Source organism: Delftia sp. BGA-UO-ETr-SB1 (assembly GCF_059567865.1).
Window position 1 is genome coordinate 1,170,296 of record NZ_JCAQOW010000005.1, and the last position, 24,760, is coordinate 1,195,055.

The window sequence follows — 24,760 nt, forward strand, 5'->3', positions numbered from 1 at the left end:
ACGGCGAATTATTACAAACAATGAACTCATCGCCTATCCCTGCCGACCTTTTTGTTGCCTGAGCAGTGCTCCTCTCATGGCAACAGCGGCACCCGCCCGCCCCTGAGCAGGGGTTGGCCGGCACCTGTTTACTGCACGAACAGCCACCACTGTCCATCTTCCTTGATCCAGACCTCGCTCATCGCGATCGGGATGCTGACACCCGGCATCATCGGGGCAGATGTCGTGAAATTCTTGCGCACCTCGCATCGCAGCGGCTCGCATGTCACAGACACAAGATCCCCGCCCTTGACCGACGGAAAAACCCCATAGTTTAGGCGGTATTTTTCCTGATCGTTCACCGCACGGTATCCAGGTGTAGTGAAGGCATATGCCTTAGCGAGTTCACCAGCCATACGCGCCTTCCAGAAGGCGTTGGATCGCTGGGTCACTGCTTCTTCAGGCGTCGTGCTGCCCATGGAGGCGCAGCCTGCCAAGACGGCAGCACAGGCTAGGCCGAGGCCCCACGTCAGCCAGTGCGGGCGCGAGGGCACAGCATGCTTTGTCGACTTGCTCATATGTATTTGAACTCCAAAAAAAACGTTGGAACAACTTCAAGGCCGAATGTTCCGGCCAATGCGTGCCTCTAACGACGCTCGGGCGTAAGGGGACCGATTTCCACGGAGGCCTTGCCGCCGCTTTGTTCATCAAAAGGAGCAGGTGCCGAGGCCGACGTCTTGAGCATGGGCGTCAAGGCCCGCATCTTCTCCCGCAGATCGTCGCTGACCTCGCGCACATCGATGTCCGAGCGCACAACGCGCGGCGTGATGATGACGATCAGTTCTGTGCGTGCGCCAGAGTTATTGGTAGCGCCAAACAAGTTACCGACGAATGGCAAGTCATACAAATAAGGAATTCCCGAGCGTCCGGAACTGGAATTTTCCTGGATCAACCCCCCCATGACGATGGACTCGCCCGAGCGCACCGCCACGCGACTTGAAATCTGCCGCTGCAGGAATGCACGCTGCCTAGTGATATCGTCCTGAGCCCCTATATCGGTTACCGACTGGTTAACGGTCATGGTAACAATGTTACCTGCGTTTACCGACGGTACAACCTGCAGGTTCACGCCAGTGTCCTTGTACGCGAAGTTGTCGACGGTGGTCCCAGACGTGCCAGTAATCGTCGTTCCCGACTTATAAGGTTGCTGTGTGCCTACTGCAATTGCGGCAGGGTGATTGTCAAGCACCATTAGCGTAGGACTGGCCACGACCTTAACTTCAGTTTTACCAGCGAGAGCCGTTAGAACAGCCTTGATATTGCCCAATGAATTCTTGAGCGTGTAATTGAAGCCTGCACCAAGCGCTACCCCCCCCAGTCCTCCGCTGTCAGCCAAGGCGGATGCTCCGGGAGTCGCCCCCTCACCCCCAGCTGCCAACAGTCCTCCGTTGCCGCTATAGCCTTTGTTGCCCACATCACCACTGAATGCCCATTGCAGGCCATACCGCAGCGTGTCATTGAGCGTGACCTCCACGATACTGGCCTCAATCAGCACCTGGGTAGGTGGCAAATCCAGCTTCTTCAGAGCATTCTCGATACGCTCGAACTCCGCAGACGTGCCCCAGACCAGCACGGAGTTGTTGAGCTCGTCGGCCATGACGCGGATGCTGCCGATGCTGGCCGCCACAGGAGATGCGCCTTGCACACCTCCAGTCTGGCTCATAGTCCCGGACTGCCCGAAGGAGGTGCCGCCTAAGCGCGTGCCGGAACCACTGTTTCCAAAACCACTGTTTCCAAAACCACTGTTTCCGAAACCACTGCTACCGAAACTGCCGCTGCTGCCAAAGCCGCTGTTGCCAAAACCGCTGGTATTGCCGAAGCCACTGGTGCCGCCGAAAGTGTTGCTGCTCCCGAACCCGCTGGTCCCCATGGTGGAGGTGCCCAGGCCAGGAGCGACGCCGCTATTGGCCGTGATGCCACCACCTGTTCCACCAAAGATGCCGGACAACACGCTTGCAAGATGCCTGGCGTTCCCGTTTTGCACGCGATAGATGTTCAGTTGCGGTAGCGCACCGCCCGAACCAGGCTGATCAAGCTTGGCAATCCAGCGGCGCGCCTCGTCCAGATACGCAGCGCGCGGCGTGATGACCAGAATGCTGTTGAGCCGTTCGATCGGCATGATGCGCAATGCTCCGAACAAGGGGTTCCCCTCCCCCAGAGCCGCTGCTGCAGGCGCAGCGCCCGCGGCAGCAGGCCTGCCCGCGGATGCGCCCCCTGGCACGGAAGCTCCCGGTTGAGCCGCCGCCCCACCACCGCCGCTCATCAACTGCAGCGCCGTGCTGACTTCCTGAATGGATACATACTTGAGCGGAAATACCCCGACCGACATGCCTTCCAGCAAGTTCACGTCGAAGGTGCGCACCATTTCCAGCCAGCCTTCGGCCTGGGCACGCGAACCGGACATCACCAGAACGTTGCGCACCGCATCTACGCGCAATATGGCATCGGCCGGCACCATGGGCCGCAGGATGGCGGCCATTTCGTTGGCACCGATATAGTTCAGGGAAATAACGATGGCTCCAAAACCAGGAGCCAGCGCAGTGGACTGGGAAGCCTGCCGCACTGATGCTCCCAGGCTCTTGAGTACATCGGCCCGTCCTACGTGATAGGTACCCCTGGCATCACGAACCATAGCCAAGCCATTGGCCTGCAAGGCAGTCTCCAACAGATAGAGGGCCTGGTCACCCGGGATGTTCTTCTGCGTGCTAAGAGTCACTGTGCCACCGATGGGCGGATGCAGTACGTAGTCCAAACCAAGGATGTCGCCCAGCACGGTGCGCACGACCTGCGAAAGGGGAGCATCTTCGAAGCTCAGCTTGACCAAGGCTTCTTTCACTGCTGGCACCGGCCTGGCCTCTCCCAGCAGTTTTCCAGTACCTGTCAGGATACGCGGCTCCGCCTTGTCCTCTTTGTCGGTGCTGCTCTTGGGAGGGGCTTCCTCGTTGAAAACATAGCTCTGCGAGGCATCCGCTCCGAAGTGGCTGACGAAATTATTCTTGGCGGGCTGGGCGCATGCCAGCAGCATTTGACAGACTGCCAACGCCATTGCGGTACGGATGGGACGGTTATGCAATTTCATGGTTTTTTGACCAGTCTTTCTCATTTCTTGGCGGGCACACTGGATCCGCCAAAGACGGCTTGCGGCTCCTCAGGCTTGGCTGAGGTATCGGAGGCGCCCTCAGGCTCCTGCGCCTGAGCGGGGACCCGCAGCACAGGTGGCACCCTCATGCCGGCAGGGATGTTAGGCCCTTTGTCCACCGCAGCCTTCACCAGTTGCAACGTACGCGTCTGTCCGTTGCTTTCCAGAACGACATTGCGGCCCTGCAGGCTTTGCAACTTCCAGCCTGCAAAATTCTGGTTGAGCAGCAAACGCCGCTCCTTGCCGTCCAGCGAGAAAATGATTCCGCTGACCTGCCCTTCAAAAATTCCAGTGACGCGGGCCTGCTGCCAGATATCGGGCACTTCTTGTTGCGCTTTTTTCTCTGGAGCTGGCGGTGGCGGAGGTGGTGGTGGTTTGCGGCTGATGGCGAAGAGCGGCCTCTCCTGCATTTCCAGCAATTGCTGCTCGTCGCGCTTGCTCTGGTCTTCAGGTACGTTTGCAGGAGGAACGAGCGCCTTGATGTCCGCCTTCAGGGGCTGCGGCGGTATCCACGCAATGTTTTTCAGTTGCAGCTCAGGCGTCAGCCATGCCCAGGCCAGCGCTCCCCCCAGCAACGCCGCAGGCAGAGCCAGTCCCGTGGTCCAAAGAATGCGCTGGTTCACGGCTTGCTCCGCAGAATGCTGAAAGTGAATTGCGCGCTGAGCTTTGGCGCCACCTTGGGATTGTTGCTTTCAAGATTGCCCAGCAGATTGAGCTGCAAGTCATCCAGCCACACGGTGGGGGAGACGTCCCGCAGGGACAGCAAGGCCAGCTGGATTGCAGGCCATCCACCTTCCGCCGTCATGGAAACTGCTATGCGCTCATACGGACCCAGACTCTGACTCTGGTCTTCCGACTCCGAGGAGGGCCGTACCTGGCTGCTCACCACAGAAAGGCCCGCCTTGTCGAGCAGCGCCCGCAGTCGCTGCTGAACCGCATTGCCCGTTTGCGTGCTGTCTTGCTCAGCTGGATAGATATGCAGCGCCTTCACGGTCTCTATCTGCTCCAGCGCCTCCTGGATTTCCTGCGCCTGCTCCTGAATACCGGCAAGTCTTGCGTAGCGGGGCTCAAGGGTCTCCACTTGCTCCTGGGCCCATACATGCTTGGAGTAAACCCAGGAGCTCAAGGCGGCAAGCGGCACAATCAGAATCAAGCCGATTCCTCCCAGCAGCAACCACTGGCGAGGCGTGAGTTTCTGCGAACCGGCGGTCATTGCGCCTCCTTGGGATCCGCATCGCCCTCAACAGACGGTTTTTCCTCTGCAGCCTTGGCCAGCAGGCCCAGCACATTGGGATCAATGTTGGCTTCAAGCACAAAATTCTCCTTGCCCGATCCTGGTGCACGCGTCACCGCCGTGGGCAGACGCACATCCAGGAACCCGGGAGTCTTGGCCAGCAAGGCCACGACATTGGATGCGTTGCTGGTCAGGCCTTGGACCGTCAACTTGGTTCCTCGGAGCACTACGCGCTGGGCCGCTGAATCATCGGGCAGCACCTTGGTCAACACGGCCAGCACCTGCAGATGATTCAGTTGCTGCTGCAGTCGCTCCTGCAGCTTGCCAAGATTCTCCCCACCTTCGACCAGCGCCTGGCGCTGGGCCATGACCTCGGCCGATGTCTTCGTCAATGCGGCCAACTGCTGACTGGCATCGATGGCCCTCATCCTCAGTTGCAGTGATGGAGTAACAGCCAATGCCACGCCCAATGCCAGCACGATGCCCAGGCCCATCAAGATCCAGTTGCGTCGCTTGGCTTCGCTGCGCAGGCGCGCAGGCTCGCCAAAGCCCGGCAAGACAACCAGCTCCGCGCCGGCAGGAGCCCAGACTTCGGGATGGCCATCTCCAGGCAACCTTGCCGACTGAAGGCGCAGCACCTGCTCCACCTGGTTTCGCGATGCGATCACCACCTCGACCCGCTGCCGACCCTGGGCTTTCGCCAGAGGACGCTGGACATACGACCAAAGCGTGTCCTGGGGCGCAAATGGCGTCATGGTCTGCACGTCGAGTTCAATGGCGCTGCGCAGGGCTGCCGGTGCCATCGGAGGCAGCGTCAGAGAACGCTGCAACACCTGCTCGGAATCCAGCAGAACTGCGGTATGAGTGACGCGCTCGAGCACATCGCTGGACAAATCGGTCCATTCGATGTGCATACCCTGGGCTCTGGCGCCAGCGATGGTTGTTGCATCGCCAGCCACCTTCACAAGGGTAACGGGCATGGCTCTGCGCAGCCAGGGCAGGCGCACCAGCTTGTGGAACGCATCGTGCAGCTCCGCAGTCAGTTCGCGCAGATCCAGCCCAAACAGCTTGGCATCGGATGTCATCAGTCCCATAAAACGCCGCATCCGTTGAACAACATTGCTTTCAATTCTTTCTTCCTTCTTGCTCCTGCAGCACCATTGAAACAGGCACCTGGCAGCGCCTACCCCAAGGAAATGCCCAAAGCCTCGCTATATACGACCCACCCAGGACTGCGTGGCCGAAAGCAACGTCCAGGGCAACGAGCCCCGACTGCCACCGCCGATGACATCGGCGTCCCGCACCACCATGACCGATCCACCATCGAACACCACCCGTGCGGTCAGACGATAGCGGGGACTGGAAAGACTCTCCTGAAAGGCTGCGCCGCCGGCGCCATCCAGCGCGGCCAAAAGAGCAGCAGGTGCCGCCTTGGGGTTGATGCCAGTGCGCCCATCGGTATCTGCCACGATGAAGGGTCGAATCTGTGCGTAGATGCCATAGGTCACCCCAGGAATCTGCAGCAGATCTTCGGGCGCCTCCCACGCCACGCTATTGACCACCCCTTTTCCTGCCTGACGGAACTCGACCAAGGCCTGCGCAAGCGCCGCGCCCTGCCCCAAGCCCATGCGTGTGAACAGTGAACCCAACAATTCCGGCGAAGCCGCATTGATATTGACCAGACCGCTCCAGGGCAGAATTTCGACCTCTATTATCTGTCCGCCCCAAGGAACCTGCTCCACCCTCCGTTCGCTGAATTCCTGGGGCTTGAGTGCAATCTGCTGCAAAACCTGATAGATGGCTGCTTCTCCCTGGGCTCGTCCGACGGACAAGTTGCGCGTGACACCCACCACCGACGCCTCCTGGCGGACCACCTTACCCAAACTGGTGGCAAAAATGGAAAGTGCTGCAACGATCCAAAGTACAAGCACCAACGCCATGCCCTGGTGTCTCTTCATCCCGCCTGCGTACTGCCGGCTCATCGGCGGCTCCCACCGAATACGGCGCCGCCGCTGCCAGAGCTTCGGTTGGTGGCAGGAGGGGTGTAGAAGGCAATCGCCATCAACGGCCAGACACCACCGGCCGATTCCAGCTGAATCTGGACCGCAGAAGGCAGCTCCTTGTCATCAACCCACTGCGGCTGCCATTGCGCAACGCCCGATTTCGCGTTCTGGTAGCTCAGCACGAAGGCCGTGACGGCCCGCTCCAGGACATAGGATTGGCCCTGCCCCCAGTCAGGAGCGACGTCCACCCCTTTCCAGGGAGCGAAGCGCAGCACCAAGGCGTCACCGTCCAAGGCCAACTGGAAATGGGTTCGCCCACCCATGCCAAACCGGGCCGGCATGATTCCCAGCCACTGCATTCCCTTGGGTCCGCCTTCAAAGAAATACTCGCTCTCTCCCTGCTTTCGCATACCGGTCTGCCTCTGGGCAGCGGAAATCTGCCCCAGCACAGAGCGCAAGAACCCGATCGACACCCGCTGATGGTCCATGCGGTCAAGCCGGGCATCCACACGTTCCTGCGTCTGCGAGACTGTTGACATGACCGAGGCCAACCCCAGGGTGAGCATGGACAGCAGCACCATGGCCACAAGAAGCTCCACCAGCGTAAAACCTTGCGCACGGGGACGAGGTGCCTTGAACCTCCTCATCACCTTGTCACCTCGCCAGGTTGCAGCGGCCGCTGAGGACGAAGTGTCTCGAACACCCAAGTGCGCCCCTCAAAAAGTATGGTGATACGCAGGGCATGCAAAGGAGCCGCAGTTTCCGGCAAATCACCTGGCGAAAATGGCGCCGAAATCACCTGCCAGGCATACGAACCATCCTGCCCGGAGGCCTGGTTTCCGCCGGGATCGACCATGGGAAAAGCGTCCATCAGCGATTCGGCCAGCATGGCCACGCCCTGGGTCTGCTCCAGCTTGGCCACGCCACGCGCAGAACCGCCAACGGCGCGATAGATCAAAGCGACCGATATGGCCATGATGGTCAGGGCGACCAGCAGTTCCAGCAGGGTCATACCCCGCGCCGCAGCGCGGGAGCCAGAGCGTTGCGGCATCACAGTGTCTCTTTGGTGACCTGGCCGGACAGCCAGTCCACCCGCAAGCGCACGCCACCACCGCTTTCACCTCGTATCAACGAGATGCTGCCGCCCGTCGCGCCTCCCTCGGGCAGGAAAACAATGGTCTGACTGCCGTCGGCAAGTGCGGCGCCGGCCGCCGTGACGAGCTGCACCTTCAGGCCTTCGGGTACTTTCGCAGATGCCTGCCCGGCAATACCGTATTGCTGGCTCACTGTGTTGAAGGCAAACGCCACGGGCATGCCCTGCAGCGTCGCCTGCTGCCGAGCCTTGCGCAGCAGGGCCGTGACGTCCTGCACGGTCTGGCGGTAGGCGACGGCATCCCGCAGCTTGCCCATGGCGGGCGGCACGATGCCGATGATCGCGGCAAGGATGCCGAAGACCACCAGCAACTCGATCAGCGTGAAACCATGGGCGCGCTTCAAGACATATTCCCGGCACGGAGGCAGCGTTGCACTACGGCGTCAGACCAGCAACTTACTTGGTGTTGCGGATATCGGAGGCCTCGCCGTCGCCACCGGGTGTGCCATCGGAACCCAGCGAGAGGATTTCGAGGTCGCCATTGGCAGCCGGGTAGGTGTAGCGGTAAGGGTTGTTCCAGGGATCATTCGGCACGCCGCCCTTGAGGTAGGGCCCCGCCCAGCCGGCAACGCCGGCAGGCTGCTTGACCAGCGCGTCCAGGCCCTGCTGCGAGGTGGGGTAGCGGCCCACGTCGAGCTTGTACAGCTCCAGCGCCTTTTCGATGTCGGCGATCTGCACGCCTGCCGTCTTGGTCTTTGCTCCACCCAACTGGTTCAGCACCTTGGGGCCGACCAGGCCGGCCAGCAGGGTCAGGATGGCCAGCACGACCAGCAGTTCGATCAGCGTGAAGCCACGCTTGCGGGCGCGGGAGGACAGTTGCTTTTGCATGCGCATCATCTTCTACATACCTTTCAGTCAATTCAGATTCATCAGACGGCCAGATCGTTGACGGACAGGATTCCGAGCAGGATCGACACGATGATGGAGGCGATAAGGATACCGAGGACCAGGATCAGCGCCGGCTCCAGCATGGTCAGGAGGCGTTTGATCGCGTTTTCGACCTCTCGGTTCAATATGTTGGACAGCTCCAGCATCATGTCGCCCAGGCGGCCGGTTTCCTCGCCGACCCGCACCAGATTCAGGGCCAGGGGCTCGAATTCTCCGGTTTTCTGGGCGGCATGGGCCATGCGATGACCTTCCTTGACCATGGGACCCATTTTTTCCAGGCGCTCGCGGATGGCAACGTTGGAGACCGTGTCGCTGGCAATGCGCAGTGCGGTCAGCAGCGTGACGCCGTTGCCCAGCAGCGTGCCCAGCGAGCGGCTGAACAGGGTGAGCTGGTACTTGCGCACCACGCCACCCAGGCCCGGCAGGCCCAGCAGCCACGATTGCCAGGTCTGGCGGCCCTTGGGACTCTTGGCCCAGCGGGCGAAGACCCAGCCCAGCGCGCCCAGCACGATGAACACCGCCCAGCCGTAGCTGCGAAACGCATGGCCCAGCCCCATCACGAACTGCGTGGGAAGGGGCAGCGCGTCACCCATGTCGTTGAAAAGCTGCTCGAACTGCGGCACAACGAAGCCCAGCATGGCCACCAGGGACAGCACAGCCACGCCCAGCAGGATGGCCGGATAGATGGTGGCCGAGACCACGCTGTCGCGCAGGGCACGCTGGCGCGCCATGTGTTCCACCAGCCGGTTGAGCACGCCCGACATCTGGCCGCTGGCTTCGCCCGATCGCACCATGTTGATATAGAAGTCGCCGAACAGGTCATGGTGCTTGCCCAGTGCCTGGCTCAGCGGCATGCCGGCCTTGACGCTGTCGAGCACGGACTGGAGCATGGCCTGCATCTGCACCTTGTGGCTCATCTCGACCAGGACCTTGAGCGCGTTGTCCAGCGACAGGCCGGCACGCATCATGATGGCCAGCTCGGTGGTCATGCCCTGGATGTCGTCGGCCTTGATGCGGCCCTTCTTGAGCGCACGCGCCGCCAGCGGCACGTTGCCCAGGCTTGCGGCTTCCTCGACCTTGATGGGCGACAGGCGGCTCTTGCGCAGGTGCACCACCACCTCGGCCACGGCTGCGGCGGAATAGGTGCCCTTGACCATCTGACCGCGGCTGTCCACGGCCTCCCAGCTGTAATCAGGCATCGCTCTGGTCCTGGGTCACGCGCAGCACTTCGTCCAGCGTGGTGGCGCCCGAGGCCACCTTGCGCAGGCCGTCGTCGTAGAGACTCAGCATGCCGCTCTTGGCCGCCATGGCATGCAGGGCGTTGGCGTCCTGGCCTTCGATGATGGCGCGGCGCAGCGGCTCGTCGATGACCATGAGTTCATGGATGCCGGTACGGCCCTTGTAGCCCGTGCCCCGGCAATGCTCGCAGCCGACGGCGCGGTAGATGGGCGAGCCTTCGCGCAAAAAACGCTTGAGGCCACTGCCCTCGACGGCGGCGGCCGGCAGCGTGTCGGGCTGCTTGCAATGCGAGCACAGCGTGCGCACCAGGCGCTGGGCCAGCACGCCGTTGACCGAGGACGTGATCAGGTAGCTTTCCACTCCCATGTCGCGCATGCGGGTGACGGCGCCTGCGGCCGTGTTGGTGTGCAGCGTGGACAGCACCAGGTGGCCCGTCAGCGCGGACTGCACGGCGATCTGCGCGGTTTCTCCGTCACGCATTTCGCCGATCATGATGATGTCCGGGTCCTGGCGCAGGATGGAGCGCAGGGCGTTGGCAAAGGTGAGGTCGATCTGCGGATGGACCTGGATCTGGTTGATGCCGTCGAGCTGGTACTCGACCGGGTCCTCGACGGTGATGATCTTGTTGGAAACCGCGTCGATCTTGGACAGGGCCGCGTACAGCGTGGTGGTCTTGCCCGAGCCCGTGGGCCCAGTGACCAGCACGATGCCGTGCGGCTTGGCCAGCAAGGTGTTGAAGCGCTCCAGCGTATCGACCTCGAAGCCCATGCTTTCCAGGCGCAGGCGCACGTTGGCGCGGTCCAGCACCCGCATGACGATGCTCTCGCCATGCACCGTGGGTGCGGTGGAGACACGCAGGTCCAGTTCGCGGCCCTTGGCGCGGGTCTTGATGCGGCCGTCCTGCGGCAGACGCCGCTCGGCAATGTCCAGATGAGCCAGCAGCTTGACGCGCGAGCCCACGGCTGCGCTCAGCCGGGGCGGCACGAGTTCGGCCGCATGGATCACGCCGTCCATGCGGTAGCGCACCTGCAGGCCGGCTTCGAAGGGCTCAAGGTGGATGTCGGAGGCGTGCAGCTCGATGGCGCGGGAAATGATGCCTGTGACCAAGCGGATGACCGGCGCCTCGCTGGCCAGGTCCTTCAGGTGCTCGACGAAGTCGCCACCCGTGGCGTCCGACTCCCAGTCCTGGCCTTCTTCGCCTTCGGGTTCCTGGCCGGCTTCGGACAGGGCCTTGCGGATGTCGGCTTCCAGCGCCAGCACGGGCTTGATCTGCAGACCCGTGGCCAGGCGCAGCGCCTTGGTGATGAAGGGATCCTGCGGCACGGACATGGCCACTTCCAGCACGCCGTCCTGCAGCGAAATGGGGCAGACGCACTGCGCATCCAGAAAGCTGGCCAGCAGGCCCGGCACATCGGGCAGCAGGTCGGGAAACTCTTCCGCGCGCAGCCAGCGCATGTGCAGCTGCTCGGACAGCGCCTGGGCCACGTCGGCTTCCGCCACCACGCCCAGCTGGACCAGCACCTGGCCCAGGTAGCCGCCCAGCTCCTGCTGCGCCTGCAGGGCGTTTTGCAGATCGCGCTCGTTCAGCTTGCCGGCGGAAAGCAGGCGTTCGCCCAGCCGCCCCTTGATCGGGGCTTCGACACCGGCAATCGGTTCCATGACGTGATTGGTGGAAGACATTGCCGCGGATTATCCACTGTCGCCGCATCCCCCGCGAAAGGCTCCGGATGCGGGGTCCACGGCCGCCCCTGCACCCGGCACCAGCGCTGTCATCAAATGTTACGCAACGGATATAACGGCGCGATGTTGCGCCGCACGATCGAAGTGGCTTCAGGCCGCTTTGACCGCGTCGGCAGGCAGGCCGCTGGCATCGCCCCAGCGGCGCTGCGCCATGACCAGCAGGCCTTCGAAGATGAGGTTGTCCACCAGCTCGAAGGGCCGCGTCATGCTGGGCACCATCTTCCAGCCTGCACCGCCCGCCATGACGCAGGCGGGCTCCATGCTGCAGTGCATGTACAGATGCTGGTACATGCGCTCCACGGCCCCGGCGATGGCGTAGGTGCCGCCACTGGTCAGCGCGTCGCTGGTGTTGGTGGGGAATGGCGTGACCGCACCCGTGGGCACGTGCAGGCCAGCCGTGCCGCTTTCCAGGGCGCGCAGCATGATGCCGTGCCCCGGCAGGATCAGGCCGCCCATGAAGTGGCCGTGCTGGTCCAGCGCATCCACGGTGACGGCGGTGCCGATCATGACCACGATCAGGGGCCGCTCTGGCCCGCGCTGCAGGATGTGCTGGCGCGCGCCGATCATGGCCACCCAGCGGTCCGCCCCCAGGCGCGAGGGGAAGTCGTAGCCATTGGTGACTCCGGCCTCGGCCGCGCCGGGCACGGCCCACTGCGGCTCGAAATCCCAGCCCAGCATCATGTCGATCTGGTCGTGCACGCGCCGGCGCGCCGTGTCGCCGGCCACCACGCAGCCCAGCATGCGCGTAGGCGTGGGCAGGTCGCTCCACGGCCCTTCGGCCAGGTGCTCGATGTGCTCCAGGAACTCCGCGCCGTGCGCCAGCAAAGCGGCGCCAGGCCGATGCGCGTCGTACATCGCCCATTTCAAGCGGGTGTTGCCGATGTCTATGGCCAAAAAAGTCATGGGCGCGATTATCGGAGTTTTCCGGAGGATAGCGTCAGCCATGGACGACAACTGAGTGAGGACGTGAACGCAAGAATGGCGCAAATGTCAAAAATCCGGGAGCGCTCCTGCCCGGCAGCGCGCGCTGCCACTGTTAGGCGTTACATTGGCCTTTCCGTTTTTCCACCCACCAACAGGAGTCACCCATGGGACTTTTCAGTTTCATCAAGGAAGCCGGCGAAAAGCTGTTCGGCGGCAGCGCCGCACAGGCAGCCGAGCCTGCGCAAGACCTGAATGCCAAGGCCGCCAAGGCCATCGAGACCTATATCGGCACGCAGAACCTGGGCGTCAGCGACGTGAAGGTGCAGTTCGACGGCTCGCAGGGCAAGGTCACGGTGCTGGGCACGGCCCCCACCCAGGCGGTCAAGGAAAAGGTGACGCTGTGCTGCGGCAACGTCTCCAGCGTGCAGTCGGTGGACAACCAGATGACGGTGACCAACCCCGAGCCCGAGGCCCAGTACCACGACGTGGTGCGCGGCGACACGCTGTCGGCCATTGCCAAGAAGTTCTATGGCGATGCCAACAAGTACCCGGTGATCTTCGAGGCCAACAAGCCCATGCTGAGCCACCCCGACAAGATCTATCCCGGCCAGAAGCTGCGCATTCCGGCGCTGTGATCTCTTTGCCTCCGTGAAAAAAACCGCCTTCGGGCGGTTTTTTCGTGGGCTCAGTCAGTAGTCAGTATTTACCGCTCAACAGCGCACCGAATCCCGGAACGGCTGTCGGCAAGCCCAAGCGCTTGAGCATCATGAACGTCGTGGCCACCGAGGAAGACAGTACCGGCAGGCCCACGCGGTCCTCGATGGGCTGCACCGAGGCCAGCGAGGGCATCTGCACGCAGGCCGAGGCGATGACCGCGTCGGCGTTGGCCGTGTTCAGGCGCCGCGTGATCTCGATGGGTGCGCGCGCATCCTGGGCGCCCACCTGCAGGTTGTCGGCAATCTCCAGCGAGATGCTGTCCACCACTTCGATGCCTTCGTTCTCTATGTAGTCGATGACCAGCTGCGTCAGCGGCTTCATGTAGGGCGCCAGCAGCGCCACCTTCTTCGCGCCGATGGCGTGCAGGCCATCGACCAGGGCGCCGGCGCTGGTGACCACGGGCGCGGGGCCGCCGTTGTCCACGGTGCGCTGGTGCAGGCGCGCTTGCGAGACACGGTGGTAGCCGCGCCCCATGCTCATGATGGCCACCAGGCAGGCATAGCCGAGCACATCGACACGCGCATCCGACAGTTCCAGCGCGCAGCGGTCGCTGTCGCCGTCCATGGCGGCCAGTTCCTCCTTGGTCACATGCTTCATGCGCATGCGGCTGGAGTGGAAGGTGAAACGCTCGGGCGCCAGGGCCTCGCGGGCGCGCAGGATGGCGGGGATCTCGGTCTCCATCGTGGTGTTGGAGCTGGGCACGATCTGCCCGATGCGGAAATGGGTTTTGGCTGTCATGTCAATCCACCGTGATGTGGTTGGCCTTGATGACCTTACCCCAGTGGTCCGTCTCGCGTTGGACCAGGGCGGCCAGCGCCTGCGGGCCGAGGAATCGCGGCTCCACGCCCTGCAGGGCCGCGCGCTTTTGCACGTCGGGCGACTCCAGGGAGGTCTTGAGCGCGTCCGACAGCCTGGCGATGGCGTCGGGCGGCGTGCCCGCAGGTGCGAACAGGCCGACCCAGGCTTCCAGCTCGAAGCCCGGCAGGCCCGCTTCGGCCGTGGTGGGCACATCGGGCAGCATGGGATGGCGCGTCTTGCTGGTCACGGCCAGGGCCCTGAGCTTGCCCGTCTGCACATGGCCCAGCACCGAAGGCGGCGTGGTGATGAACATCTGCACCTGGCCGCCCAGCACGTCCTGGATGGCAGGGCCGGACCCCTTGTAGGGCACATGCGTGATCTGGGTCTGGGTCACCTGGGCGAACACGGCCGTGCCCACATGGGACAGTGAGCCATTGCCCTGCGACGCGTAATTGACCTTTCCAGGGTTCTTGCGCAGATAGGCAATGAACTCCTGCAGATTGTTCGCCGGCACCGAAGGATGAACGGCGATCACATTGGTGGCGGCCACGATCAGCCCCACGGGCGCCAACTCGGACTGCGCCCAGGGCAGCTTGGGGAACAGTGCCGGATTGCCCACGTGGTAGGCCGAATACGAGGCCAGCAGCGTGTAGCCGTCCTTGGGCGACCGGGCCACCATCTGGTAGGCGATGTTGCCGCTGGCGCCGCCCCGGTTGTCCACCACGACCGACTGCCCCAGCAGGCGCGACAGCGGGTCGGACGCCAGGCGTGCCGCCGTGTCCACCACGCCGCCGGGCGGGTTGGGGACCACGAGGGTGATGGACTTGGTTGGAAAGGCCTGGGCCTGGACGGTTCCTGCGCCCAGCAGGGCGGCCGCTGCCAGGCCGGCGGCCTGCAGCACAATGCGTCGATTCATGCTTGTCTCCATGTTCTCTTTGTACCGGCGCATTCTTGCGGGCCTGCACGCGGCCGAACAGCCGTATCTCGTTGATCCATCCTTCGTCTGCGGTGGAGGATGGGAATGATCAACCTGCACCGATTCGATCTGCTGACGTTGCGCCTGTATGTGGCCGTGGTCGATGCCGGCAGCCTGACGGCGGGCTCGCGCACGCTGGGGCTGTCGTTGGCAGCCGCCAGCAAGCGCGTAGCCGAGCTGGAACAGCACTGCGGCGTGACCCTGCTGGTGCGCAGCAAGCGCGGCGTCACGCCCACGCCCGCCGGCCAGAGCATGTACCACCATGCCGTGGACGTGGTGGCCCGGCTGGAGCATCTGGCCCTGGCCATGGACGACTTTCGCAGCGGCGCCACGGGCCAGTTGCGCCTGTGGGCCAACAACTCCGCATTTGCGGGATTTCTGCCCCGGCTGCTGGCCGACTTCATGGCCGCCCACCCGGGTGTGTCGGTGGACCTGGAGGACGCGCTGAGCGAGGAGTCCGTGCGCGCCGTGCTCAGCGGCGTGGCCGAGCTGGCCATCATCGGGGAGAACACGCCCCTGGAAGGGCTGAGCACCCAGGTCTGCGATGTGGACGAGCTGGTGCTGGTCATGCCGCGCGGCCATGCGCTGGACACGGACGACGCCTCACCCGTGCCCCTGGCCACGGTGCTGGACCACGACTTCGTGAGCCTGGCCCGCTCCACCTCGCTGATGCGGCGCATTGCGGCCGAGGCCGAATCCATCAACCGGCCCGTGCGGATCCGCATCCAGGTGCGCAGCTTCGACGCCATGTGCCACATGGTCTCGGTGGGCCTGGGCCTGGCCATCCTGCCGCGCGCGGCCACCGCGCCGCACCTGGCCGCGCGGGCACTGCGGCTGCGCCCGCTGGGGGCGCTCAATACCCGGCGCCGGCTGCTGCTGGCCATGCGCTCGCAGGCCACGCTGTCAGGACCGGCCCAGGCCCTGGTGGACATGGTGGCTGCCCGGGCGGCGGCGTTGGGATTCGCGGAGCCGCAGCTCTGAACGACGCCAGGTCGGCGCCGGCTTACTGGCGCCAGGGCAGGCCGCGCAGGCGCCAGCCGCCGACATGGCCGCGCTGGCCGTTGGCGTCCACATCGCCCTCGAAGCCTTCGAGGATGTTGTAGGCCTCGATGCCCAGTTGCGCCGCGCGCTGGGCAGCGGCCACCGAGCGCACTCCGCTGCGGCACAGCAGGACCACCTTGCCGCCTTCAGGCACGGCGGCACGCAGCTGGCTGTCGAAATCGGGGTTCATCGCCATGGACGGCCACTGCTTCCAGGCCACGGCCACGGCACCCGGTACGCGGCCCACCCAGTCGCGCTCGGCATCGGTGCGCACATCGACGAGCACGGCTTCGCCGGATTGCAGCCATTGCCAGGCAAGTTCGGGAGGAATGTCGCCTGCATAGCCCGGTGCGGGCTGGACGGTCAGGGGAATGGCTGGGGGAACGGGAGCGCTTGCGGACATGGATTGGCTTTCTTGATAGGACGCGGTTGTGTGCCCGGCAAGAATAACCGTCCAGCCCGACTGGCGCCGGCTCGCCGGTGCCCGAATCGCCTATTCCCAGGGAGGCAGCAGCCTGTCGCGCAGCACCTGGCGCTGCGCCTCCCAGCCCGGCATCACGCTGGCCACCGTGGCCCAGAAGCGCGGACTGTGGTCCATGTACCGCAGGTGGGACAGCTCGTGCACGACCACGTAGTCGATGACCTCGGGCGCGTGCTGCATGAGCCGCCAGTTCAGCCGGATGGCGCCGGCCGTGTTGGCACTGCCCCAGCGCGTGCTTGCGCTGGTCAGTCTCAGGCTGGTCCACTGCACGCCCAGGAGCGGCGCGTGGCGCTGCAGGCTGGCCGTGAACCAGGAGCGCGCCTCGCGCAGCATCCAGGCCTGCACGCAGGCGCGCACCTCGGCGGCCGATGCCCCGGGCGCCAGCGGCAGGTGCAGGGACTGGCTGCCGTCGGCCGCCTGTTCACGGTGTACCTGGCGCGTGCGCAGCGGCTGGGTTTCGCCGCCGGTCAGGCACAGCTGCAAGGGGCGGCCCAGATAGCCGATCTCTGCGCCGTGCTCCCAGCGGATGCGTGCCGCATGCTGGGCTTGCTGGCGCTGGCCGGCCTCATGCAGCTTGCGCAGTATCCAGCCCGATTTCGCCTCCAGCGCCTGCGCGATGGCAGCCAAGTTGACCCAGGCAGGTGCGCTGACCACCAGCCCCTGCGCGCCGATGGTGAAGCCTATGGTGCGCCGGCGCGAGCGCTGCAGCCGGTAATGCAGCACCTGCCCCTGGAGGACCGCCTGCTGGTTGGCCTCCGGGTGGATGCGGGGACTGGGCTCGGGGATGGTGGATGGAGGTGGGAGAGATGGAGGAGAAGGAAGAAGAGGCGCGGACGAAGGCTGCGCGGGGGAAGCGGCCCTGTCACGGCGCGGCTTCAGCCCGCCGTCCTGCGTTTGCACGGCAGGTGGCAGCAGCCAATCCCAACTGCGCTGTGCCGGGTCCGCCATGCCGCTCTCCGGCGCCTCAGGCGCGGTAGGCCTCGGGGTCGAGGCGCTGCATTTCGGCCTCGATCCAGTTTTCGACTTCCACCATCAGCTCCTCGTGCTTGCGGCCCACGGAAGGAATGGGCTTGCCGATGGAGACATCCACCACGCCCGGCGTCTTGATGAAGGCCTTGCGCGGCCAGCACTTGGCCGAGGTGACGGCCACGGGCACGACGGGCACGCCGGTCATGATGGCCAGGCGCGTGGCGCCGGTCTTGTACTCGCCCCTTTGGCCGCGCGGGATGCGCGTGCCTTCGGGAAACATGATCACCCAGGTGCCCTGGCCCAACAGGCGCTTGCCCTGCTCGACCACCTTGTGGAAGGCGCGCGAGCCGTGCTTGCGGTCGATGTGGATCATGTCCATGCTGCCGATGGACCAGCCGAAGAAGGGCACCATGAGCAGCTCCTTCTTGAACACATAGGCCAGCGGGCGCGGCATGATCGCCGGCATGAGGAAGGTCTCGTAGGTGGACTGGTGCTTGACCAGCAGCACCACGCCCTGCTTGGGGTCGGTGGGCAGGTTCTCCATGCCCTGCACGCGGTGGCGCACGCCCATGATGACGCGGGCGCTGTCCACCGACAGCTTGAGCCAGGCGCGCGCCACGGCATAGACGCGGCGCGGCCCGCCGCCCAGCCAGCGCGTGAGCAGCACGGCCAGGGTGTAGGGGATCACGGTGATGCCCATCCAGAGCATGTGGAGGGTGGAGCGGATCAGGGACATGGCGGCAGTGTGGTGCAGAAAGCGGCGCAGCGGCCGGGCGGCAGGCCCGGGCCTTGCGCCCTCAGGAATCGGAATTCACAAAGATAGCATTGTGCGCAGGACGGCAGGCCGGCGGCGCATGGGCAAAGCGCCGTTCGGGCGTTCAGGCGCTCAGGGCGCGGGTGCGGCATCTGCCGGAACCAGCGCATCGGCCAGCGCGGCCAGGCTGGCATGGCGCTGGGTGCCGGGCGGCAGTCCGGGCGGCAGCGCCCCGTCCAGAGACACTCCGGCGCTGGCCCCCGTGCAGACCAGGTGCAGGCGCGCGCCCATGGCGGCGCCGGCCTGCAGGTGGGCCACGCAGGAGCCAATCACCCACAGCTGGTGCCCCTCGACGCCGAAGCGCTCGGCAATCTGCTCGAACAGCGCCGTGCCGGGCTTGCGGCAATGGCATTCTTCGTCCGGCGCATGGGGGCAGTAGAAAACCGCATCGACGCGCGCGCCTGCCGCCGCCATTTCGCGGTGCATGCGCGCGTGCACGGCATTGAGCTCGGTCACGTCGAACAGGCCCCGGCCCAGGCCCGGTTGGTTGGTGGCGACCACCACATGCCAGCCCGCCCGGTTCAGGCGCGCCACGGCTTCCAGCGCCCCGCGCTGGGCCTTCCAGGCCTCGGCAGAGCCGATGAAGCCCTCCTCACCGATCTGGTTGAGGGTTCCGTCACGGTCCAGGATCGCAATTTTCATGGTCGGGTCCCAAGAATGTCAGAACTCAATTGCGCGCGTCCCAAGACGAGGGACACCGAGGAAGGGCCGCCCCGCACCGAGGGTGTCGTCCCCCTCCCTTGCGAAGCAAGTAGCGCAAAGCGCCTCAGGGGGTGCTCCATTTACGCCAGTCGCGAAAGGTCCGCCACGCGGTTCATGGCTTCGTGCAACGTGGCCAGCAGGCCCAGGCGGTTGGCCTTGAGCGCCGGGTCTTCGGCGTTGACCATCACATGCTCGAAGAAGGCATCGACCGGGGCGCGCAGCGCGGCCAGGGTCTGCAGGCTGGCCGTGTAGTCGCCGGCAGCAAACTGCTGCTGCGCCTTGGGCGCCACCGATTGCAGGGCCGCGTACAAGTCCTTCTCTGCCACCTCGGCCAGCACGGCCGCGTCGACCTGGGCCTGCACGGCCTGGTCGGCCTTCTTGAGGATGTTGCCCACGCGCTTGTTGGCGGCGGCCAGGGCCGGTGCCTCGGGCAGCTCGCCGAAGGCGCGCACGGCCTCCAGGCGCTTTTGCACGTCGGACAGGCGCTGCGGGCGCAGGGCCAGCACGGAGTCCACTTCCTGGGCCGAGAAGCCCTGCTCGCGCAGGTTGCCGGCCAGACGGTCGTAGATGAAGTCGGCCAGCTGGGGCGTGGCGTCCTCGATCTTGTCGCCGAAGGCAGGCAGCACGCTGACCAGCAGGGTTTCCAGGTCCAGCGCCAGGTCCTTCTCGACCAGCATGCGGATCACGCCCAGCGCATGGCGGCGCAGCGCGAACGGGTCGCGGTCGCCCGTGGGTAGGTTGCCGATGCCGAACATGCCGACCAGGGTTTCCAGCTTGTCTGCTAGGGCCACAACCACGCCGGCGTTGCCGCGCGGCAGTTCGTCGCCCGCAAAGCGGGGCTTGTAGTGGTCCTCGATGGCATCGGCCACGGCCACGTCCAGGCCGTCGTTGAGCGCGTAGTAACGGCCCATGGTGCCCTGCAGTTCGGGGAACTCGCCCACCATGTCGGTCACGAGGTCGGTCTTGGCCAGTTGCGCGGCCAGGTCGGCCTGCTGGGCCAGGCCCGTGTCGCCCAGCTGGCGGGCAATGCTCTTGGCGATGGAGCGCACGCGCTCCACGCGCTCGCCCTGGGTGCCGAGCTTGTTGTGGTAGACCACCTTGCCCAGCCCGTCCACGCGCGAGGCCAGGGTCTTCTTGCGGTCCTGGTCGAAGAAGAACTTGGCGTCGGCCAGGCGCGGGCGCACCACGCGTTCGTTGCCGCCGATGACGGCGCTGGCATCCTGGGGGCTGATGTTGCTGACCACCAGGAACTGGTGGGTCAGCTTGCCGGCGGCGTCCAGCAGCGGGAAGTACTTCTGGTTGGCCTTCATGGTGAGGATCAGGCATTCCTGCGGCACGTCGAGGAATTCCTTCTCGAACTCGCAGACCAGCACATTGGGACGCTCGACCAGGGCCGTGACTTCGTCCAGCAGGGCCTCGTCCTCGATGGGACGGACACCGCCGCCCACGCGCTCGGCAGCGGCCTGCAGCTGGCGCGCGATCTCGGCACGGCGCTCGGCGAAGCTGGCGATGACGGCGCCTTCCTCGCGCAGCTGCGCGGCGTAGTCATCGGCGGAGCGGATGACCACGGGATCGACCGCCGCCTCGAAGCGGTGGCCATGCGTGGCCGTGCCGGCCGTCAGGCCCAGGGCCTTGACGCCGATCAGCACCTCGGTGCCGTGCAGCACCACCAGGCCGTGGGCCGGGCGCACGAAATGGACGCTGCTCCAGCCGTCGGCCAGCTGGTAGCGCATGACCTTGGGGATGGGCAGCTTGGCAATGGCTTCGTCCAGCGCCTTTTGCACGCCGTCGGCCAGCATCACGCCGCGCACGGTGGAGGCGTGGAACAGGGCCTCGGCCTTGCCTTCGCCCTGGCGGGTCAGGCCGGCAACGGCTTCTTCGCCGGCACCCAGGGCGGCCAGCTTCTTGATCAGGGCGGGCGTGGGCTTGCCGTCGGCGTCCAGGCCCACGGAGACGGGCATGAGCTTTTGCGACACGGCCTTGTCCTCGGCCTGGGGCAGGACTTCGGTGATGTGGGCGGCCAGGCGGCGCGGCGAGGCATAGGCCGTCAGGCGCGCTTCGCTGGAGGCCAGCAGGCCCTGGGCCTTGAGCTGCTCGAACAGCACGCCGGCGAAGGCGCCGCCCAGCTTTTGCAGCGCCTTCGGGGGCAGCTCTTCGACAAACAGTTCAACAAGAAGATTCGATGCGTTCATGGTCTGGTGTTCTCTCGGTGCAGCGGTGTCCGCCTCAGGCGGCCTTCTTGCCCTGTTGTTCGGCGGCCTTGGCCAGCTCGGCCAGCACTTCGTCGGCATGGGCCTTGGGCGCCATGGGGAAGCCCAGGCGCGCACGGCTGTCCATATAGGCCTTGGCCACGGCGCGGGCCAGGTTGCGGATGCGGCCGATGTAGGCGGCACGCTCCGTCACGCTGATGGCGCCGCGCGCATCGAGCAGGTTGAAGGTGTGGGCGGCCTTGAGCACCTGCTCGTAGGCCGGCAGCGCCAGCTGTTCGCCGATCAGGTGGTTGGCCTGCTTTTCGTAGGCGCCGAAGGCGGTGAACAGGAAGTCGGCGTCCGAATGCTCGAAGTTGTAGGTGGACTGCTCCACCTCGTTCTGGTGGTAGACGTCGCCGTAGCTCAGGCCGTCGGTCCAGGTCAGGTTGTAGACGTTGTCCACGCCCTGCAGGTACATGGCCAGGCGCTCCAGGCCGTAGGTGATCTCGCCCGTGGCGGGCTTGCAGTCGATGCCGCCGACCTGCTGGAAGTAGGTGAACTGCGTCACCTCCATGCCGTTGAGCCAGACTTCCCAGCCCAGGCCCCAGGCGCCCAGCGTTGGATTTTCCCAGTCGTCCTCGACGAAGCGGATGTCGTTCTTCTTCAGATCGAAGCCCAGGGCTTCGAGCGAGCCCAGGTACAGCTCCAGGATGTTGTCGGGCGCGGGCTTGAGCACCACCTGGAACTGGTAGTAGTGCTGCAGGCGGTTGGGGTTGTCGCCATAGCGGCCGTCCTTGGGGCGGCGGCTGGGCTGCACGTAGGCGGCCTTCCAGGGCTCGGGGCCCAGGGCGCGCAGGAAGGTGGCGGTGTGCGAGGTGCCCGCGCCCACTTCCATGTCATAGGGCTGGAGCAGCGCGCAGCCCTGGTCGGCCCAGTAGGACTGCAGCTTGAGGATGATTTGTTGGAAAGTGAGCATGACTTGTTTCAGGCGTCGCACGCAGGCCGGGGCCGCGCCGGTGAATGAGAGGCGGCTCGCGCCGCGCAAACGACGATTTTAAGGCGCCGCCCGGCCCTGCGCCGTGCTGCCGGCCTGCGGCCCCACGCCGGCAGCGCCGCCACGCGATCTGCATCAAAAAACGGAGCACGCAGTGCATACAGGCAAAGGCCATGGCGCGTGACCGCCTGGAAACAGGCCTTGCAAGGCCCGGCAGGATCATTTTTTGACAATTCACCAGGGCAGCGGCCGGTGGCCGATCGCCACGCCGCCATGCACGCCCCCTAGAATGGCCCACTGACCTTTTTTGTCGTGGACCACCACCGCCCCGGAGCCTGCCATGAACCTGATGAACATCATCACCAAGCAACTGATAGAGATCATCGAGTGGACCGATGACTCGCGCGACACGCTCTCCTACCGCTGGCCCGACGACGACAAGGAAATCAAGAACGGCGCCCAGCTCATCGTGCGCGAGTCGCAGCAGGTGCAGTTCGTCTCGGCTGGCCAGTACGCCGACCTGTTCAGCCCCGGCAAGCACACGCTGACCACGCAGAACATTCCCATCCTGTCCACCATCCAGGGCTGGAAGTACGGCTTCAACTCGCCGTTCAAGTGCGATGTCTACTTCATCAACACGCGCCTGTTCACGGGCAACAAGTGGGGCACCTCCAACCCCGTGATGGTGCGCGACAAGGACTTCGGCGCCGTGCGCCTGCGCGCCTTCGGCACCTACGACTTCCGCATCGTCGAGCCGGCCAAGTTCCTCAAGGAAGTGGCGGGCACGGACCAGAACTTCCGCATCGACGAGTTCGCCGACACCATGCGCTCGCGCATCATCAGCGTGTTCACCGAGTCGCTGGCCAAGGCCCAGGTGCCCGTGCTGGACGTGGCCCAGCGCTATGGCGAGCTGGGCGATGCGCTGCTGCCGCTGATCAACCCGGCCATGACGGACAAGTACGGCCTGGAGATCACCAGCTTCGTGCTGGAGAACGTGTCCGTGCCGCCCGAGGTGGAGCAGGCCATCGACAAGCGCTCCAGCATGACGGCCATCGGCAACCTCAACGACTACGTCAAATACCAGATGGGCCAGGCCATGACCACGGGCGGCGAAGGCGCTGCCGCAGCCACCCTGCCCGCCACCATGGCCATGGGCTTCGGCATGGCGCAGGAGATGATGAAGAGCATGCAAAGCGGTGGCGGCGGCGGCGGTGGCGCACCGGCCGGCCAGGGCCAGGCGTCCGATCCGTTCTCGCCCGCTGCCGCACAGGCGGCCCAGGCCCCCGCAGCGCCCGCCGCCGGTGGACTGCAGGTGCTGACCCCGGCGCAGGCGGCCCAGGTGCTGGGTGTGAGCGAGGCCGATGTGCTGGCCGAGATCCAGGCCGGCAACCTCAAGGCGCGCCAGATCGGCAGCCAGTGGCGCATTGCGCAAGCCGCACTCGATGAGTTCCTGCGCGGCTGACATTTCCGTGTCTTGACCCTTTGCGGCGCCAGGCCCTGCCTGGCGCCGCGTCCCGTTTTCCAGGACCGATGCCGTGAGCGCGCCCTCCTCCAGTTCCTCCAGCACCTCGACTTCCCCCGCCTCCGGTTCCTGGGAGGCCGCAGCCGCCGCGCCGGCCATGGTGCGCAAGCACCCCTGCCCCGAATGCGGCGCCAACCTCGAATGGAATGCCCAGGCCCAGGCGCTCAAGTGCCCGTACTGCGGCACCACGGTGTCCTGGAGCGAGGAAACGCGCGAGGAACTGGGCCGCGATGTGGTCGAGCAGGACCTAGCCGAGGCGCTGCGCAACCCCAAGTCCGGCCGGGGCTGGGGCACGGAGGACCGCTACGAGGTCCAGTGCCAGAACTGCCGCGCGATCTCGGTCTTCGTGAACCGCACCGTGGCCCAGCGCTGCGACTTCTGCGGCTCGCCCTCCATCGTCGCCCATGAGGAGCAGGGCGATGCCATCACGCCGCAGAGCATCCTGCCCTTCAAGATCAGCGACGGCCAGATCCGCGACCGCATCCGCCAGTGGTACGGCAGCCGCTGGTTCGCGCCCAACCGCCTGAAGTCCGCCGCGCTGACCGACACGCTGCACGGCGTCTACCTGCCCTACTGGACCTTCGACGCCCACGCCAGCGCCGACTGGCAGGCCGAGGCGGGCTTCTACTACTACACCACCGAGTCCTACCGCGACAGCAACGGCAACGTGCAGACGCGCCAGGTGCGCCATGTGCGCTGGGAGCCGGCCTCGGGCAGCCTCGCCCATTTCTTCGACGACGAACTGGTGCCCGGCACCGTGGGCGTGCACGCCAACCTGCTGCGCCAGGTGGAGCCCTTTCCCACGACCACCGACCTCAAGCCCTACACGCCCGAGTTCGTGCGCGGCTGGACGGTGGAGCGCTACCAGATCGACCTGGGCAAGGCCGCCCAGGTCAACGTGCAGGACATGGACGAGCAGCTGCGCGCCCTGTGTGCGCGCCAGGTGCCCGGCGACACCTACCGCAACCTGCAGATGCAGCGCGAGTACCAGGGCCGCACCTTCAAGCACATCCTCGTGCCGGTCTGGCTGGTGGGCTACACCTACGGCAGCAAGACCTTCCAGATCATCGCCAACGGCTACACCGGCCAGATCGCGGGCGAGCGCCCCTACAGCGCCCTCAAGATCACGCTGGCCGTGCTGGCCACGATCATGGTGCTGGCGCTGCTGTGGGTGATGTTCGGCAAGTAGGCCGGCTGC

General features: G+C 65.2%; 25 protein-coding genes. 4 read left to right on the plus strand and 21 right to left on the minus strand.

What is annotated here, in order from left to right:
- Positions 1-128: 128 nt before the first annotated feature.
- The 13 genes from AC57B5_RS15445 to AC57B5_RS15505 form a co-directional block, all read right to left on the minus strand.
- Positions 129-557 carry a hypothetical protein gene (locus tag AC57B5_RS15445; RefSeq protein ID WP_496399862.1) on the minus strand — a complete coding sequence of 143 codons (429 nt, stop codon included), beginning with the start codon at positions 555-557 and terminating at the stop codon, positions 129-131.
- Positions 558-625: 68 nt separating this feature from the next.
- The gene (gene gspD / locus AC57B5_RS15450; RefSeq protein WP_496399863.1) at positions 626-3,118 is read right to left on the minus strand and encodes a type II secretion system secretin GspD; all 2,493 of its coding nucleotides are present in this window, start codon (positions 3,116-3,118) and stop codon (positions 626-628) included.
- Between the two features lie 20 nt (positions 3,119-3,138).
- Entirely contained in the window at positions 3,139-3,801 is a 663-nt protein-coding gene (locus tag AC57B5_RS15455) for a hypothetical protein (RefSeq protein ID WP_496399864.1), read from the minus strand.
- Positions 3,798-4,391 carry a type II secretion system protein GspM gene (gene gspM, locus AC57B5_RS15460; RefSeq protein WP_192367256.1) on the minus strand — a complete coding sequence of 198 codons (594 nt, stop codon included), beginning with the start codon at positions 4,389-4,391 and terminating at the stop codon, positions 3,798-3,800. Before gspM ends, AC57B5_RS15455 begins: the two co-directional genes overlap by 4 nt.
- Entirely contained in the window at positions 4,388-5,497 is a 1,110-nt protein-coding gene (locus AC57B5_RS15465) for a PilN domain-containing protein (protein ID WP_252651505.1), read from the minus strand. Before AC57B5_RS15465 ends, gspM begins: the two co-directional genes overlap by 4 nt.
- Before the next feature lie 126 nt (positions 5,498-5,623).
- Positions 5,624-6,352, minus strand: a complete 729-nt coding sequence (locus AC57B5_RS15470; RefSeq protein WP_496399865.1) for a type II secretion system minor pseudopilin GspK — start codon at positions 6,350-6,352, stop codon at positions 5,624-5,626.
- A 38-nt stretch (positions 6,353-6,390) separates the two neighbouring features.
- Complete coding sequence (locus tag AC57B5_RS15475; RefSeq protein ID WP_192367258.1) at positions 6,391-7,062, minus strand: type II secretion system protein GspJ; 672 nt, start codon at positions 7,060-7,062, stop codon at positions 6,391-6,393.
- Positions 7,062-7,466, minus strand: a complete 405-nt coding sequence (locus tag AC57B5_RS15480) for a type II secretion system protein (protein WP_225614092.1) — start codon at positions 7,464-7,466, stop codon at positions 7,062-7,064. Before AC57B5_RS15480 ends, AC57B5_RS15475 begins: the two co-directional genes overlap by 1 nt.
- Positions 7,466-7,912 (minus strand): GspH/FimT family pseudopilin, encoded by a 447-nt coding sequence (locus tag AC57B5_RS15485; protein WP_192367260.1) that lies wholly within the window; start codon positions 7,910-7,912, stop codon positions 7,466-7,468. Before AC57B5_RS15485 ends, AC57B5_RS15480 begins: the two co-directional genes overlap by 1 nt.
- A 52-nt stretch (positions 7,913-7,964) precedes the next feature.
- Positions 7,965-8,405, minus strand: coding sequence for a type II secretion system major pseudopilin GspG (gene gspG, locus AC57B5_RS15490; protein ID WP_043819862.1), 441 nt, complete (start codon positions 8,403-8,405; stop codon positions 7,965-7,967).
- A 32-nt stretch (positions 8,406-8,437) separates the two neighbouring features.
- The gene (locus AC57B5_RS15495) at positions 8,438-9,655 is read right to left on the minus strand and encodes a type II secretion system F family protein (RefSeq protein ID WP_199137461.1); all 1,218 of its coding nucleotides are present in this window, start codon (positions 9,653-9,655) and stop codon (positions 8,438-8,440) included.
- Entirely contained in the window at positions 9,648-11,354 is a 1,707-nt protein-coding gene (gene gspE / locus AC57B5_RS15500) for a type II secretion system ATPase GspE (protein ID WP_043819858.1), read from the minus strand. The genes AC57B5_RS15495 and gspE overlap by 8 nt, the downstream gene beginning before the upstream one ends.
- A 171-nt stretch (positions 11,355-11,525) precedes the next feature.
- Positions 11,526-12,338 (minus strand): type III pantothenate kinase, encoded by an 813-nt coding sequence (locus AC57B5_RS15505; protein ID WP_034390266.1) that lies wholly within the window; start codon positions 12,336-12,338, stop codon positions 11,526-11,528.
- Between the two features lie 185 nt (positions 12,339-12,523).
- Between AC57B5_RS15505 and lysM the strand changes: the two genes are divergently transcribed.
- On the plus strand, positions 12,524-12,994 hold the full coding sequence (gene lysM / locus AC57B5_RS15510; RefSeq protein ID WP_013804236.1) for a peptidoglycan-binding protein LysM: 471 nt from the start codon (positions 12,524-12,526) through the stop codon (positions 12,992-12,994).
- Positions 12,995-13,055: 61 nt separating this feature from the next.
- Here lysM and AC57B5_RS15515 read toward each other — a convergent pair whose 3' ends face one another.
- Both AC57B5_RS15515 and AC57B5_RS15520 read right to left on the minus strand, forming a co-directional pair.
- Positions 13,056-13,814, minus strand: a complete 759-nt coding sequence (locus AC57B5_RS15515) for a maleate cis-trans isomerase family protein (protein WP_099750831.1) — start codon at positions 13,812-13,814, stop codon at positions 13,056-13,058.
- Between the two features lies 1 nt (position 13,815).
- On the minus strand, positions 13,816-14,790 hold the full coding sequence (locus AC57B5_RS15520; protein ID WP_496399866.1) for a Bug family tripartite tricarboxylate transporter substrate binding protein: 975 nt from the start codon (positions 14,788-14,790) through the stop codon (positions 13,816-13,818).
- Between the two features lie 105 nt (positions 14,791-14,895).
- Here AC57B5_RS15520 and AC57B5_RS15525 point away from each other — a divergent pair, with 105 nt between their 5' ends.
- Positions 14,896-15,831, plus strand: coding sequence for a LysR family transcriptional regulator (locus AC57B5_RS15525; protein ID WP_199139023.1), 936 nt, complete (start codon positions 14,896-14,898; stop codon positions 15,829-15,831).
- A 22-nt stretch (positions 15,832-15,853) separates the two neighbouring features.
- On the opposite strand, the gene AC57B5_RS15530 is transcribed toward AC57B5_RS15525, so the two are convergent.
- The 6 genes from AC57B5_RS15530 to glyQ all read right to left on the minus strand — a co-directional run bounded on the left by AC57B5_RS15530 (position 15,854) and on the right by glyQ (position 22,022).
- Positions 15,854-16,294 carry a rhodanese-like domain-containing protein gene (locus AC57B5_RS15530; RefSeq protein ID WP_496399867.1) on the minus strand — a complete coding sequence of 147 codons (441 nt, stop codon included), beginning with the start codon at positions 16,292-16,294 and terminating at the stop codon, positions 15,854-15,856.
- Between the two features lie 90 nt (positions 16,295-16,384).
- Positions 16,385-17,320 carry a M48 family metallopeptidase gene (locus AC57B5_RS15535; RefSeq protein WP_496399868.1) on the minus strand — a complete coding sequence of 312 codons (936 nt, stop codon included), beginning with the start codon at positions 17,318-17,320 and terminating at the stop codon, positions 16,385-16,387.
- A 16-nt stretch (positions 17,321-17,336) separates the two neighbouring features.
- On the minus strand, positions 17,337-18,077 hold the full coding sequence (locus tag AC57B5_RS15540) for a lysophospholipid acyltransferase family protein (RefSeq protein WP_013804242.1): 741 nt from the start codon (positions 18,075-18,077) through the stop codon (positions 17,337-17,339).
- A 150-nt stretch (positions 18,078-18,227) separates the two neighbouring features.
- The gene (locus tag AC57B5_RS15545) at positions 18,228-18,797 is read right to left on the minus strand and encodes a D-glycero-alpha-D-manno-heptose-1,7-bisphosphate 7-phosphatase (RefSeq protein WP_012203220.1); all 570 of its coding nucleotides are present in this window, start codon (positions 18,795-18,797) and stop codon (positions 18,228-18,230) included.
- 140 nt (positions 18,798-18,937) lie between these two features.
- Positions 18,938-21,049, minus strand: a complete 2,112-nt coding sequence (gene glyS, locus AC57B5_RS15550; protein ID WP_496399869.1) for a glycine--tRNA ligase subunit beta — start codon at positions 21,047-21,049, stop codon at positions 18,938-18,940.
- A gap of 34 nt (positions 21,050-21,083) precedes the next feature.
- Positions 21,084-22,022: a glycine--tRNA ligase subunit alpha gene (gene glyQ, locus AC57B5_RS15555; protein WP_012203218.1), complete on the minus strand. Its 939-nt coding sequence runs from the start codon at positions 22,020-22,022 to the stop codon at positions 21,084-21,086.
- Between the two features lie 358 nt (positions 22,023-22,380).
- Here glyQ and AC57B5_RS15560 point away from each other — a divergent pair, with 358 nt between their 5' ends.
- Positions 22,381-23,502 (plus strand): SPFH domain-containing protein, encoded by a 1,122-nt coding sequence (locus AC57B5_RS15560; protein WP_496399870.1) that lies wholly within the window; start codon positions 22,381-22,383, stop codon positions 23,500-23,502.
- Positions 23,503-23,575: 73 nt separating this feature from the next.
- A complete protein-coding gene (locus tag AC57B5_RS15565; RefSeq protein WP_496399871.1) occupies positions 23,576-24,751 on the plus strand; it encodes a TFIIB-type zinc ribbon-containing protein in 1,176 nt (391 codons plus the stop codon).
- The last annotated feature ends 9 nt before the right edge of the window (positions 24,752-24,760 follow it).